This is a genomic window from Paenalcaligenes sp. DL 309, from assembly GCF_057475285.1.
This window is the reverse complement of the sequence record NZ_JBYBKW010000004.1, coordinates 270,436-283,913: the sequence shown is the minus strand read 5'-3', so window position 1 is coordinate 283,913 and position 13,478 is coordinate 270,436. Positions and strand designations below refer to the sequence as shown.

18 protein-coding genes are annotated in these 13,478 nt (G+C 47.0%); all 18 read left to right on the top strand.

All coding sequences use genetic code 11. The features are described from left to right. Positions 1-6 precede the first annotated feature (6 nt). The 18 genes from AC2UZJ_RS07680 (at position 7) to rpsD (ending at position 13,437) form a co-directional block, all read left to right on the top strand. Complete coding sequence (locus tag AC2UZJ_RS07680) at positions 7-3,288, top strand: Ig-like domain-containing protein (RefSeq protein WP_486949558.1); 3,282 nt, start codon at positions 7-9, stop codon at positions 3,286-3,288. A gap of 138 nt (positions 3,289-3,426) precedes the next feature. Beyond that, the gene (locus tag AC2UZJ_RS07675) at positions 3,427-4,065 is read left to right on the top strand and encodes a transglutaminase-like cysteine peptidase (protein WP_486949543.1); all 639 of its coding nucleotides are present in this window, start codon (positions 3,427-3,429) and stop codon (positions 4,063-4,065) included. A gap of 18 nt (positions 4,066-4,083) precedes the next feature. Continuing rightward, positions 4,084-6,039 carry a bifunctional diguanylate cyclase/phosphodiesterase gene (locus AC2UZJ_RS07670; RefSeq protein ID WP_486949542.1) on the top strand — a complete coding sequence of 652 codons (1,956 nt, stop codon included), beginning with the start codon at positions 4,084-4,086 and terminating at the stop codon, positions 6,037-6,039. 259 nt (positions 6,040-6,298) lie between these two features. Continuing rightward, positions 6,299-6,667, top strand: coding sequence for a 50S ribosomal protein L14 (gene rplN / locus AC2UZJ_RS07665; RefSeq protein ID WP_486949541.1), 369 nt, complete (start codon positions 6,299-6,301; stop codon positions 6,665-6,667). Positions 6,668-6,679: 12 nt separating this feature from the next. Next, positions 6,680-6,997, top strand: a complete 318-nt coding sequence (gene rplX / locus AC2UZJ_RS07660) for a 50S ribosomal protein L24 (protein WP_486949540.1) — start codon at positions 6,680-6,682, stop codon at positions 6,995-6,997. A gap of 11 nt (positions 6,998-7,008) precedes the next feature. After that, entirely contained in the window at positions 7,009-7,548 is a 540-nt protein-coding gene (rplE, locus tag AC2UZJ_RS07655) for a 50S ribosomal protein L5 (RefSeq protein WP_486949539.1), read from the top strand. Positions 7,549-7,559: 11 nt separating this feature from the next. After that, the gene (gene rpsN, locus AC2UZJ_RS07650; RefSeq protein ID WP_486949538.1) at positions 7,560-7,865 is read left to right on the top strand and encodes a 30S ribosomal protein S14; all 306 of its coding nucleotides are present in this window, start codon (positions 7,560-7,562) and stop codon (positions 7,863-7,865) included. A gap of 10 nt (positions 7,866-7,875) precedes the next feature. Continuing rightward, complete coding sequence (gene rpsH / locus AC2UZJ_RS07645) at positions 7,876-8,268, top strand: 30S ribosomal protein S8 (protein ID WP_486949537.1); 393 nt, start codon at positions 7,876-7,878, stop codon at positions 8,266-8,268. A 19-nt stretch (positions 8,269-8,287) separates the two neighbouring features. Continuing rightward, the gene (gene rplF, locus AC2UZJ_RS07640; protein ID WP_486949557.1) at positions 8,288-8,821 is read left to right on the top strand and encodes a 50S ribosomal protein L6; all 534 of its coding nucleotides are present in this window, start codon (positions 8,288-8,290) and stop codon (positions 8,819-8,821) included. 21 nt (positions 8,822-8,842) lie between these two features. Further along, on the top strand, positions 8,843-9,196 hold the full coding sequence (gene rplR / locus AC2UZJ_RS07635) for a 50S ribosomal protein L18 (protein WP_486949536.1): 354 nt from the start codon (positions 8,843-8,845) through the stop codon (positions 9,194-9,196). Positions 9,197-9,206: 10 nt separating this feature from the next. Next, positions 9,207-9,725: a 30S ribosomal protein S5 gene (gene rpsE / locus AC2UZJ_RS07630; RefSeq protein ID WP_486949535.1), complete on the top strand. Its 519-nt coding sequence runs from the start codon at positions 9,207-9,209 to the stop codon at positions 9,723-9,725. Positions 9,726-9,728: 3 nt separating this feature from the next. Next, a complete protein-coding gene (gene rpmD, locus AC2UZJ_RS07625) occupies positions 9,729-9,914 on the top strand; it encodes a 50S ribosomal protein L30 (protein WP_486949534.1) in 186 nt (61 codons plus the stop codon). A gap of 10 nt (positions 9,915-9,924) precedes the next feature. After that, on the top strand, positions 9,925-10,368 hold the full coding sequence (rplO, locus tag AC2UZJ_RS07620) for a 50S ribosomal protein L15 (RefSeq protein WP_486949533.1): 444 nt from the start codon (positions 9,925-9,927) through the stop codon (positions 10,366-10,368). An 11-nt stretch (positions 10,369-10,379) separates the two neighbouring features. Then, complete coding sequence (secY, locus tag AC2UZJ_RS07615; RefSeq protein WP_486949532.1) at positions 10,380-11,702, top strand: preprotein translocase subunit SecY; 1,323 nt, start codon at positions 10,380-10,382, stop codon at positions 11,700-11,702. Positions 11,703-11,876: 174 nt separating this feature from the next. Further along, entirely contained in the window at positions 11,877-11,990 is a 114-nt protein-coding gene (gene rpmJ / locus AC2UZJ_RS07610; protein ID WP_003805360.1) for a 50S ribosomal protein L36, read from the top strand. 36 nt (positions 11,991-12,026) lie between these two features. Further along, positions 12,027-12,392, top strand: coding sequence for a 30S ribosomal protein S13 (gene rpsM, locus AC2UZJ_RS07605; RefSeq protein ID WP_486949531.1), 366 nt, complete (start codon positions 12,027-12,029; stop codon positions 12,390-12,392). A gap of 14 nt (positions 12,393-12,406) precedes the next feature. Continuing rightward, complete coding sequence (gene rpsK / locus AC2UZJ_RS07600) at positions 12,407-12,802, top strand: 30S ribosomal protein S11 (RefSeq protein ID WP_486949530.1); 396 nt, start codon at positions 12,407-12,409, stop codon at positions 12,800-12,802. 11 nt (positions 12,803-12,813) lie between these two features. After that, positions 12,814-13,437: a 30S ribosomal protein S4 gene (rpsD, locus tag AC2UZJ_RS07595; RefSeq protein ID WP_486949529.1), complete on the top strand. Its 624-nt coding sequence runs from the start codon at positions 12,814-12,816 to the stop codon at positions 13,435-13,437. Positions 13,438-13,478 lie beyond the last annotated feature (41 nt).

The window sequence follows — 13,478 nt, the reverse complement described above, 5'->3', positions numbered from 1 at the left end:
CTTGCCGTGGGTGAAACCGCGGGTGTGACCTTTAGCTTTAGCGAAGCGGTGGAGGGTTTTACGGAAGGTGACGTCAGTGTGGCGGGCGGTACATTGAGTGATTTTACCTCCAATGCGGATAACACCGTGTGGACGGCAACCTTTACCAAAGATGCCACGAACGATGCACCGAGCATCACAGTGGCTGATAACAGCTACACCGATGTGGCGGGTAACGCCGGGACCGGTGCGAGTCAAGCTTGGACGGCTGATGTGGTGGTGCCAACGCTTACCATCACCACCGATAACGACACGGTACTTGCCGTGGGTGAAACCGCGGGTGTGACCTTTAGCTTTAGCGAAGCCGTGACCGGTTTTGATGAAAGCGATGTGGCGGTAGCGGGTGGGTCGTTGAATGATTTCCAGAAAGTGGATGACACCACGTGGACGGCGACATTTACCAAAGATGACACGAACACAGTACCGAGCATCACGGTTGCTGATGACAGCTATACCGATGTGGCGGGCAACGCCGGGACCGGTGCGAGTCAAGATTGGACGGCCGATGTGCTGGCCCCCAAGGTCACCGTCACGATCAATGACAACGGCACCGTAAGTTTCGTGTTTGACGAAGCGGTAGAAGGGTTTGCGTTAGAGAACGTTCAAGTGGCTAACGGCACGTTGAGCAACCTCACGCAAGATGGCAACACCTATACGGCGGACCTCACCGTGGATGCAGACTTTGACGGTCAAGTGACCGTGGACGTTCCGGCCGGTTCGTATGCGGATGCCGCTGGCAACCTTGGTGTCGCTGGTTCAGCGCAAGGCACCTTTGATACAGTACCACCCACCCTCACCCTAACAGGAAGCTCTGTCACCGAAGGTGATGAAGGCGCTGCTACCGGAGAGAAAGTCAAAGCGGAAGTTACAGCTACCATTGACAAGGCACAAAGTGAAGATCTAATTATCACTTTAAGCACTGGTGATCAGATCACTATTACTAAGGGTGAGCTTAGTGCTTCTACGCAAGTAGAGACATCAAGAGTAGATGATGTTTATAAGCAAGGGGAAACAGAAGAAAAAGTATCTATATCAGCGATATCTAATGAGAAAATAGATATAAAAGATAAAATAGCAACTATTACGATAAATGATGATAAAGACTCTGTTGATATCACCATAACAGCCACTGCAAAAGCACAGACTATTAATGCTAGTTCATTGATTGATGGGACTAATGGTGTTAAGGTTACTGCCGTTGGCAGTGATGGAAATAAAGCTAAATTATCAGTGATTAAAGGTACAGATCACGATGGGTTTGGGGTGGAGACCATTAACAGAAAGGGTCGAACCATCAATAAATCTAATGGAGATACAAAAGAGTTAGGGTTAGGTGAAAAAATCATTGTGGAATTTGATAAAGACATAAATTCCATCGATGTTTCTTTTGCATGGAGAAATAATCATGAAACCGCCAAACTCACATTTATTAACAATGGTGAAATTGTTGGCTTTGCTCAAGTAGCTGGTAATGGCAGTAGCACAACTAAAGCAATAGTTTCTTACTATGACGCTAATAATAAAAAGATAAAAGAAGTTAATGCAAAAGGAAGCTCTGATAAAGTGGATGAGGCTTTTACTTTTGAGTTACCAAACGCAAATGGAGATATAGTTTCTTTTGATAAATTAGAGTTCACAGCACCTACGAAAGTCGATGACTATTTAATTCACGAAATTAAATATAAGCAAACCATAGAGTCTACTGATATGACGGTAGATGAGAATGGTCAGGTTACCTTTGCGGTTCAAATGGATGAAAGATATCCGCCACAAGCAGGCTATCCAAAAGCAATAGCTACCGTTGTTGTGAATGGAAAAGAAATAGAAGTTGAGTTAAATGCTACGGGTAGAGGGTCGTTTACTGTCGATGCCAAAGATTTAGGTGATTTATCTGATGTAGCAGTTAAGGTTACCAAAGTGACAGGTGGAAACTATGAAACAGTAGATAACACAGCAAGCGAGAGGTTTAATTTCTCAGGAGTTCTTGACCTTAGCTCCTCGGATGACTCTATATCCACCACCGCAGGAGAGCCTTATACTCTGAAAGCGGATGACTTTGGTGACAATCTCTCAGCAAGCGTTAAGGCCATTGAGTTTACTTCAGTGCCTGGAAATGGTGCGATTTATCATGAGATTAAAGTAGGTGTCACTATTATTGATAAAGAAGGGAAGCAAACGCAGGCTACGGAAAATGCTAGAGTTGAAATTCAAGCAGGTAGTTCAATTCTTTTATCAGAGATAAAGTCAGGCTCATTAGTATTTGTACCCGATGCAGATAGTGATGCAAATGGCAGCTTCCAGTTCAAAGTAGGTGATGGGGTTGGTAACTGGAGTGAGGGTAGCTATGAAACCACAGTAATTGTTGATCCTGCGGCTACTCCTTTAAGTGCCACTTCATCTCTAAGCATCGAACCTTCTATAACGATGATGGGTCTAATGGGCAGTGAGCCTGAAGAGAATGCTCCTGAAATTGTTAGGCTTAACCTAAACGCTGAAGTTTCTGGCGGTCAGAGTGCGGCGTTACATAGTGTTATTTTGCTAGGAATTCCTGCTGGTGTAGTCGTCGAAGGTTATGGCGATACTGAGGTTACCTTGCTTGGTAATGGTTCATGGCAGATTACATCTCTAGATAATGAGGTTAAGAGTTTGAATACCGGTTTGGTTCTTAGCGTTCCGCTAGGTACGGAGCCGTTTGAAATAACTACTCAAGTAAGTGCTAAAGAGTCAGGCTCAGACGAGTTGCTTAGCGTTAGCTCTGAGGGTGGTGAAGCTAGGGTTGATATCATCGTTAAGCCAAAACCTGAAGAGAAAAGTGATGTGGACACTGATGATGAAGGATTAGCGGGTTTATTTACAGAGGGTCTATTAATAGGTGAGGAAGAAGAGGTCGACAAGGAAGAAGCCGACGAGGAAGAAGTCGACGAGGAAGAAATCGACGAGGAAGAAACCGAAGAGGGCGAAGCCGGTTCGGGTATTTCAGATGATCTCTTAGACGATGGGAGTGTTAACGAGATTGACTTAGGAGATAATGCTATGGATCGACAGCCAACTGCTGACTCTGGTGCTCAAGGCGTATCAATGGATGACCTAGGAGGCGGTGATGATGGTAGGTCTAAGACAGTGAGTCAGGAAAAAGCAGACGCTGATAAATCAGTAGATACAGCAACAGATACTGGTGACATCGGTCGTCAAGCTCTTGATGATATGAGCAATCTGCTTAAAGCCGGAGGGTCTGATGGTATTAGTTAGTCTTGATTTTAATCAGGGTTTATAAACTAAAGCTACGTCCTCCCAAAAACCACCCAGCCAACTATAGTAATATACAAGGCTGTGTGGTTTTTTTAACTGTTTTCTATGCCATTACCTAAGCGCCCAATACTAAAGACGATGACAGCCCTACTGCTGCTCATCGCTTTTTTGATTGTGCCTTTAGTCAATGCATTAGACCTTAACGAACAACAAATAAAACAAACCGCCCAACGCAAATACGGCGCCAAGGGCGTGCAGAATGTGGACAAGTGGCTCACTAAAATGGCGAGTCTACAAAATATGCCCGAAGAGCAGCAGTTGAAAGAAATTAATAGTTTTTGGAATCGAATTGCCTTAGGCGGTGAAGACATTGATATTTGGGGCGTAGAAGATTACTGGGCCAGCCCTCTAGAAACCTTAGGCCGAGCGCAAGCGGACTGTGAGGATTACGTCATAGGCAAATACTTTTCCCTCATACGCTTAGGCGTACCGGCCGATAAGTTACGGTTGATTTATGTACGCGCGCAGGTGGCCGGCAGCAGCATCGCCCACATGGTGCTGGGCTATTATCCCCAGCCCAATGCAGAGCCTTTACTCTTAGATAATTTAACGGGATTGATACGCCCAGCCAGCCAGCGTCCCGATCTCACACCGGTGTTTAGTTTTAACTCCAAAGGCGTGTATGTGAGTGGCAAATCGCCTAGTTCAGTGGAAGGCATTAGCCGCTGGCGTAATTTATTAGATAAAATGCGTAACGAGGGCTTTACGCCTAAATAAAAAGTACAAAGGTCATATATGTCATTACTGAAGCAGCTACTGATTAGTGTAAGTTTGGCCATTATTATTATATTGGGCGGCACGCTGTGGCTGAGTGTGGATTCGGCGCGTAGTTATTTAAATACGCAGTTGCAATCACAAACCGATTCGGCGGCCACCTCTTTGGCGCTCACCTTATCGCAAGCCGCGAATCAAGACCCTATCACTCAAGAGCTCATCATCATGGCGCAGTTTGATTCGGGGCAATTCAATCAAATTAAACTCAGTGACGCTGAAGGTACGGTGCTGTTCAATAGGCAGGCCGATGGGACATATAAGGGGAAAGCGCCCGATTGGTTTCAGCGCTTATTGCCTGTGCTGATGGCAGAAAGTGGTGCTTCAGTGAGTGATGGTTGGCGTCAGGTGGGTGATTTATATTTACAAGCCGATGCTTCCTACGCCCGTGATAGCTTATGGCGCAGTTTTACGCGTTTAGTGGCATGGGTGCTCGGGGCTGGCGTCTTATGGGCGTTGTTTGTGCTGTTTTTAATGCGTTGGTTACGCCGTGTGCTGCATGAAGAAGTAGCTCAGCAGCTAAATGCGCTTAGCGATAAAAACACAGATAATGGAGCTTATCAGCCACCTAAATCCACTTTTTCTGAATTGACAGAAGTCACTCAAGCCATTGTTTCTGCCCGTGAAAACGTCTTAGCTACCGCTGAAGAGCAAAATGCAAAAATTGAATCCTTAGAAGTGGAGCTCAACCAAGATCCAGTCACCGGTCTAGTTAATAGAAAGTATTTCATTAATGAATTACGCAGGCAGGTGGAAGAAAAAAAGGTGGAAGAGGGCTTACTGTTTATTTTTAGGCAGCGCGATCTAGCAGAGATAAACCGGGTTATGTCACGGGCGAATGTGGATGATTGGCTTAAAAGTCTAAGTGAGCAACTTCAAAATTTGGTGGATGTTTATCACAAAAAAACACAAGGCAGTTTAGTGTTAGCCCGATTAAATGGTTCGGATTTTGCCATTCTGGCGGTGGGTTTAGCGGCGCAGCCCATGCAGTCATTTATGGATGAGGTGCAGCTTATATTACGCCAGCAGCGCATACAGTTGCCGGATGGGGAGTTTTGCCGTTGGGCTATGGCGCAAACGGATTTTAAAGCCGGGCAGTTACTCGCGCATATTATGGGGCGCTTAGATCAGGCGCTGATGCGCGCAGAGAGTGCCGGCCATAATGTAATCGAAGTGATTACCAGTGAGCAGGCAGAGCAAATAGTAGAGCAACCCAAAGGCGGTGAAACCCAGTGGCGCGTTATTATTCAAGACGCCTTGGCACACAATGGGTTTAGTTTGGCTTTACAAGGCGAGGCCATCATTGATGGCCAGCCTTGTCATGAAACCACCTTGTTGCTGCACCCTAAGCAAACTAAAGGCGAAGTGCTCTCGGGTTACCAGTTCATGCCTGTAGCCACGCGTTTAGGCTTATCGGCTATGTGTGATTTACGCACTTTTGAATTGGCTACTGATTGGTTAGAGCACCATGATTCACAGTGTTTAATTATCCGGGTGTCTTTATCTTCTATTACCCAAGCCACATTTAATGAAAAAGTAGCCGATGTATTACAGTTAGCCGGTGCAGACATCACGCAGCGTTTATATATAGAACTCGATGCGTATGCCGTCATTAGCGAGCCGGTGGCAGTGGCTGACTTTAGTGCGATGTTGCATAAGCGCCAGGTGAAGTTAGGTATACGTCGTGCCCTTAGCTTGCCGCATGTGCTGTTGGAATTACAGAATCATTATACGGATTATGTGCATGTGATGGCACAAGATATCAATGAGCTCACGGCTAAAGAGGGCGGTCTTGTGATGTTAGGCAGTGCTTTAGAGATAACGAAACAGGCAGGGGCGCGTTTTGTGGTGTCAGGAAAAGTGCAAATTACCCCTGAAATTACGGCTTTATTGCAGAAATATGGCATTAATGTGGCATAAAAGCTAAAAAGTGCTATAGATCTTGCATTATTAAGGGTTTATGGGTTAATATGTGTGACTTACTTGCAAACAACAAGCAAGTAAAATTAAAAAACACACGTTTTGTTTCTCGCAAGATTCAACCCAGGGTTCGGCGTAAGCTACTACAGCCAATTGGTGTGGTTACTACGTCTAATCTGACGGGACCAAAACTGGTTGCGTTGCTTGGTATGCATTATGTCGTATCAGGTTGAGCGGCCAAGTTGGAACAGGAAAAATCATGATTCAAATGCAGACCACGCTGAAAGTGGCCGACAACACAGGTGCGCGCTCTATTATGTGCATTAAAGTGTTGGGTGGCTCCAAGCGCCGTTATGCCGCTATCGGTGACATCATCAAAGTCACCGTTAAAGAAGCGGCCCCGCGCGGACGCGTCAAAAAAGGCGAAATTTACAACGCTGTGGTGGTTCGTACTGCCAAAGGTGTTCGCCGTAAAGACGGTTCGCTCATTAAATTTGGTGGCAATGCCGCCGTTTTGCTTAATGCAAAACTCGAGCCCATCGGTACTCGTATCTTCGGACCAGTTACGCGTGAATTGCGTACTGAAAAGTTCATGAAGATCGTATCGTTGGCACCCGAAGTACTATAAGGAGCCTGGGATATGCAAAAAATCCGTAAAGGCGACGAAGTCATTGTACTCACCGGTCGCGATAAAACTCGCCGTGGCACCGTTCTAGCCGTTAATGGAGACCGCATTTTGGTCGAAGGCATTAACGTAGCTAAAAAGCACGTGCGTCCTAACCCTATGTCTGGGGTGCAAGGTGGCATTGTAGATAAAACCATGCCTATCCATATCTCTAACATTGCTTTGGTTAACCCCGAAACTAACAAAGCTGATCGCGTTGGTTTTGATGTGGTTGATGGTCGCAAAGTGCGTGTATTTCGTTCCAACGGCAAAGTCGTTGGCGCTAAGGCATAAGGGACTCAATCATGGCACGTTTACAAGAATTTTACCGCGATAAAGTTGTAGCCGATTTACAAGAACAATTCGGTTATAAGAGTATCATGCAGGTTCCTCGCATTTCTAAGATCACCTTAAATATGGGTGTATCTGAGGCCGTTGCAGATCGTAAAGCGATCGACAACGCAACCGAAGACATGGCAAAAATCGCAGGTCAGAAACCTGTTATTACCAAAACCCGCAAAGCTATTGCCGGTTTTAAAATCCGCGAAGATTACCCAATTGGCTGTAAAGTCACATTGCGTGGTCGCCGCATGTATGAGTTTTTAGATCGCTTGATCGCTGTTGCACTTCCACGTGTACGTGACTTCCGCGGTATACCAGCTCGTGCATTTGATGGCCGTGGAAACTTCAACTTAGGGGTTAAAGAACAAATCATTTTCCCTGAAATTGAATACGATAAAATTGATGCAGTTCGTGGTTTGAATATCAGTATCACCACAACTGCCCAGACTGACGACGAAGCCAAGGCGCTATTAAGTGCTTTCAGCTTCCCGTTCCGTAACTAAGGGGCGATGACGTGGCAAAACTATCACTGATCAATCGCAATATCAAACGCGAAAAACTGGTCGAAAAATATGCACCAAAGCGCGCTGCGCTTAAAGCAATCATTAACGATCAGTCCAAGTCCGACGAAGAACGCTACGAGGCACGCTTAGAATTACAAAAGCTTCCCCGTAACTCAAATCCAACACGTTTGCGTAACCGCTGTGTTGTGACTGGCCGTTCTCGCGGTGTATACCAACAATTCGGTTTAACTCGTCATAAAATCCGTGAAATGGCCCTCGCAGGCGAAATTCCGGGTATGACCAAGGCTAGCTGGTAGGAGAAAAAACATGAGCATGAGCGATCCAATCGCCGACATGTTGACTCGCGTACGTAACGCACAAATGGTCAACAAAACGTCGGTATCCATGCCCTCCTCGAAGCTGAAAGCTGCTATTGCAGCTGTGCTAAAAGACGAAGGCTATATCGAAGATTTCCAAGTAGAGGGTGACAAAAAACCTGTATTGGAAATTACCTTAAAATATTACGCTGGACAGCCCGTAATCGAGCGCATCGATCGCGTGTCACGTCCTGGTCTACGCATCTACAAAGGTAGCAAAAGCATCCCTCAGGTCATGAATGGCTTGGGCGTTGCGATCGTTTCCACACCCCAAGGTGTGATGACAGATCGTAAAGCACGTGCTACTGGCGTGGGCGGCGAAGTCCTCTGCTTCGTGGCATAAGGAGAACATCACAATGTCAATGTCACGTATTGCTAAATACCCAGTCGCAGTGCCTCAGGGTGTAGAAGCAAACATCACCGAAGATCAAATCACCGTTAAAGGCCCTCGTGGTACTTTAGTGCAAGCTTTGACCGGCGATGTTAAAATTGAGCTAAACGATGGCGAGCTAAATTTTGTAGCCGCTAACGATAGTCGTCATGCTAAAGCCATGTCTGGTACCGTACGTTCTTTAGTGAGCAATATGGTCACAGGCGTAAGCACTGGTTTCACACGCAAACTATTATTAATAGGTGTGGGTTTCCGTGCTCAAGTGCAAGGCGAAGCGCTCAAGCTTCAGCTTGGTTACTCGCACGATATCGTGCATGAGTTACCCGCTGGTGTAACTGCCCAATGTCCTACCCCTACAGAAATTATATTGACGGGTTCAGACAAACAGGTAGTTGGTCAGTGTGCTGCTGAGATTCGCGCATACCGTCGTCCCGAGCCTTACAAAGGCAAGGGTGTTCGCTACGCCGAAGAGCAAGTAGCCCTCAAAGAAACCAAGAAGAAATAATCGCACAGGCAAGGACGAATTATGGATAAGAAAACATCTCGTTTGCGTCGTGCAGTTGCAACTCGCAAGAAAATTGCAGAGTTACGCGTACATCGCCTGGCGGTACACCGCACCAATCTGCACATTTACGCCAACATCATCTCGCCCGAGGGCGACCGCATTTTGGTCAGCGCTTCATCGATGGAACCTGAAGTGCGCAAACAGCTTGCCAATGGCGGCAATGCTGCAGCGGCCGCAATTATCGGCAAACGTGTTGCCGAAAAAGCCAAAGAGGCTGGTATAGAAACAGTCGCTTTCGATCGTTCGGGCTTCCGTTATCATGGCCGCGTGAAAGCGTTGGCCGACGCCGCGCGTGAAGCCGGCTTGAAGTTCTAAGGACTTATAAATGGCTAAAGCACAAGGCAGACAGCATGCTGATGATCGCGACGATGGCATGCGCGAAAAAATGATTGCGGTTAACCGCGTCAGTAAAGTCGTTAAAGGTGGTCGCACCATGAGTTTCGCTGCATTAGCAGTAGTAGGCGATGGTGACGGCCGTATCGGAATGGGCAAAGGAAAAGCCCGTGAGGTACCGGTTTCTGTACAGAAAGCCATGGAACAAGCCCGTCGTGGTTTATTCCAAGTTGCGCTAAAAGACGGAACACTACATCACACAGTTGTTGGTAAGCATGGTGCATCCACCGTTCTTATTTCTCCAGCTGCACCAGGTACTGGTGTTATCGCAGGTGGCCCAATGCGTGCTATCTTCGAAGTAATGGGTGTGCGTGACGTCGTAGCAAAAAGCTTAGGCTCCAGTAACCCGTACAACATGGTTCGTGCTACCTTAAACGGTTTGCGCGCTTGCTCCACACCGGCTGAGATTGCTGCTAAACGCGGTAAAACAGTTGAAGAAATTCTGGGGTAAATCATGGCACAGAAGCAAATCAGAGTAACTCTCGTGCGCTCTGTTATCGGTACTAAGCAAGATCACCGCGATACCGTTCGTGGTCTAGGTCTACGCCGCATTAACAGCAGCCGCGTTCTGAATGACACTCCCGAAGTACGTGGCATGATCCAGAAAGTGGATTATCTAGTCACCGTTTCGGAAGCCTAAAGGAATCGGCATGTCGCAAATGCAATTAAACACCTTATCACCTGCTGAAGGCTCCAAGCACGAAGCTCGCCGCGTAGGTCGCGGTACGGGTTCGGGTTATGGTAAAACAGGAGGTCGTGGCCACAAAGGACAGAAATCTCGTTCTGGTGGTTACCACAAAGTTGGCTTTGAAGGCGGTCAAATGCCTTTACAGCGTCGCCTACCTAAACGCGGTTTTACTGCACCTGGTGGTCACTTACACGCAGAAGTCCGTTTATCCGATCTACAGCGTTTAGACGTTGAAGAAGTGGATATTCAGGTACTTAAGCAAGCTGGCGTAGTTGGTCAGCTCGTACGATACGCTAAAGTAATCAAATCCGGCGAACTATCCCGCAAAGTCGTATTAAAAGGCTTGCGTGCTACAGCTGGTGCCCGCGCTGCTATTGAAGCAGCTGGCGGATCTTTGGCTGAATAAAAGGGGTCACGGTGGCTAAAGCACAGGCAAAAGGTAAGTCAGGATCCGGTTACGCCGATTTAAAACGGCGTGTGATATTCCTATTGCTCGCGCTGGTAGTTTACCGCTTGGGTACGCAGATTCCTGTACCAGGAATCCACCCAGATGCACTCGCAGATCTATTCCAACAAAACCAAGATGGTATCTTGGGGATGTTTAATATGTTCTCCGGTGGTGCATTGCAACGATTCTCAGTGTTTGCACTGGGAATCATGCCCTACATTTCTGCATCTATTATTATGCAGTTAATGTCGGTGGTTGTGCCTACGCTAGAGGCAATTAAAAAAGAAGGTGAGGCGGGGCGTCGAAAGATCACCCAATACACCCGTTACGGCACAGTATTTCTTGCTTTATTTCAAGCCATTGGTATTTCTATGGCCTTGGAGTCACAGCCTGGGCTCGTTATAGATCCAGGCTTAGTATTCCGCTTTACCGCGGTGGTTACCTTAGTTACTGGAACCATGTTCCTCATGTGGCTAGGTGAACAAATCACTGAACGTGGTATTGGTAATGGTATTTCCATCATCATTTTTGCGGGTATTGTGGCAGGATTACCTAGCGCCCTTGGTGGCTTGCTAGATCTAGTACGTACCGATGCAATGTCTATAGTTTCAGCATTGTTCATCATTGTATTAGTGGTTGCAGTAACGTATTTTGTTGTTTTCGTAGAGCGTGGACAGCGTCGTATCACGGTAAACTATGCTAAGCGTCAAGTAGGTAACCGTATCTATGGTGGACAAAGCTCGCATTTACCGCTGAAGTTGAATATGGCTGGGGTAATACCTCCTATTTTTGCCTCGTCAATTATTCTGCTTCCAGCTACAATTGCTAGTTGGTTCTCCTCTACACCGGGTCTGGGCTGGTTACGTGATTTGGAAGCAGCGCTTTCACCTCGTCAGCCTTTATACATCACGCTGTTTTCAGTTCTGATTATATTGTTCTGTTTTTTCTACACAGCATTAGTTTTTAATAGCCGTGAGACTGCAGACAATCTGAAGAAAAGCGGTGCGTTTGTACCTGGTATACGTCCTGGCACACAAACAGCGCGCTATATTGATCGCATTTTATCCCGCTTAACATTGGCTGGATCTATTTACATCACTATAGTTTGTTTGGTTCCGGAGTTTCTGCAAATGCGCTGGAATGTACCGTTCTATTTTGGTGGTACTTCCTTGCTGATTATTGTGATCGTTACCATGGATTTCATGTCACAGGCGCAAGCCTATATGATGTCCCAGCAATATGACTCGTTGCTTAAAAAGGCAAACTTTAAAGGCACGGGATTGCCTATGTAATAGCGCAATAGCAGTAGCAGCACAGCAGTACAGAACGATGTTATACAACAGCAAGGTGAGGTTGGAGTCCAACCTCCCTAATCGAACGCAACTTTTCGTATCGAGCTAGAAAGAGCCCATACATGTAGGCTACATTCAGGCAAGGTGCGTGTTTAAGGAAACTAGGAGTCAACCATGAAGGTAATGGCATCAGTTAAGCGGATATGCCGCAACTGTAAAATCATTAAACGTCATGGCGTGGTACGTGTAATTTGCACAGATCCCCGTCACAAGCAGCGTCAAGGCTGATAGGCCGAAACGCAACCGATTTAAAAAGGAACAACCATGGCCCGTATTGCAGGCATTAATATTCCGCCGCATCAACACGCCGAAATCGGTCTAACCGCGATTTTCGGCATCGGTCGTACTCGTGCGCGTCAGATATGTGACGCAGCGAGCATTGAATACTCCAAAAAGATCAAAGATCTTACCGACGCCGAACTAGAAGTAATTCGTGAACAGATTTCGGAATTTAACGTTGAAGGCGATTTACGTCGTGAAGTCCAACTATCCATCAAACGTTTGATTGATATGGGCTGTTATCGTGGGATGCGCCACCGTCGAGGGCTGCCTGTACGCGGCCAACAGACACGCACTAATGCACGTACCCGTAAGGGACCACGTCGTGCAGCGCAATCTCTGAAGAAATAATCGAGGAATAGAAGATGGCTAAAGCTTCTGGCGCATCGCGCGCTCGTAAGAGAATCAGAAAGAGCGTCTCCGACGGCATAGCGCACGTTCAGGCGACTTTCAACAACACAATCATTACTATCACCGATCGTCAAGGCAACGCGTTGTCTTGGGCGACGTCTGGTGGCGCAGGCTTTAAAGGCTCGCGTAAATCAACACCGTTTGCTGCACAGATGGCCGCCGAAATGGCTGGTCGTACTGCAATGGAATACGGTATTAAAAACTTGGAAGTACGCATCAAGGGCCCTGGCCCTGGCCGTGATTCGTCGGTTCGTGCGTTGAATGCATTAGGTATTAAAATTACCAGTATTGCAGACATCACGCCGATCCCACATAACGGTTGCCGCCCTCCCAAGCGTCGTCGTATCTAAGGGGAAGATAAGTGGCTCGTTATATTGGACCTAAATGTAAACTCTCACGTCGTGAGGGTACAGATTTATTTTTAAAAAGCGCCCGTCGCTCCTTGGACTCCAAATGTAAATTGGATTCTCGTCCAGGTCAGCACGGTCGTACCTCCGGCTCTCGTACCTCAGACTACGGCTTACAGTTGCGCGAAAAGCAAAAACTGAAGCGTATGTACGGTGTACTAGAGAAACAATTCCGTCGCTACTTTGTAGAGGCTGAGCGCCGCCGTGGTAACACCGGTGAGCTTTTAATTCAATTACTTGAAACTCGCCTAGACAACGTAGTCTACCGCATGGGTTTTGGCTCTACACGCGCCGAAGCACGTCAGCTGGTAACTCACCGCGCCATCGAAATCAACGGTAGAACCGCTGATATTCCTTCCATGGCCGTGAAAGCCGGTGATGTAATCACCATTCGCGAAAAGTCACGCTCTCAGACTCGTATTAAAGAGGCCTTAGAGTTGGCTGAAAGCGTAGGTATTGCCCAGTGGTTAGAAGTAGATTCCAGCAAACTAAGCGGTGTATTCAAACAAATCCCAGAGCGTGAAGATGTTGCACGTGATGTGGATGAGTCGCTAGTTGTTGAGTTGTACTCACGTTAATCAGTAAGTCGCGGGCGTGGCCCGCTCCCTACCGGGTGAAT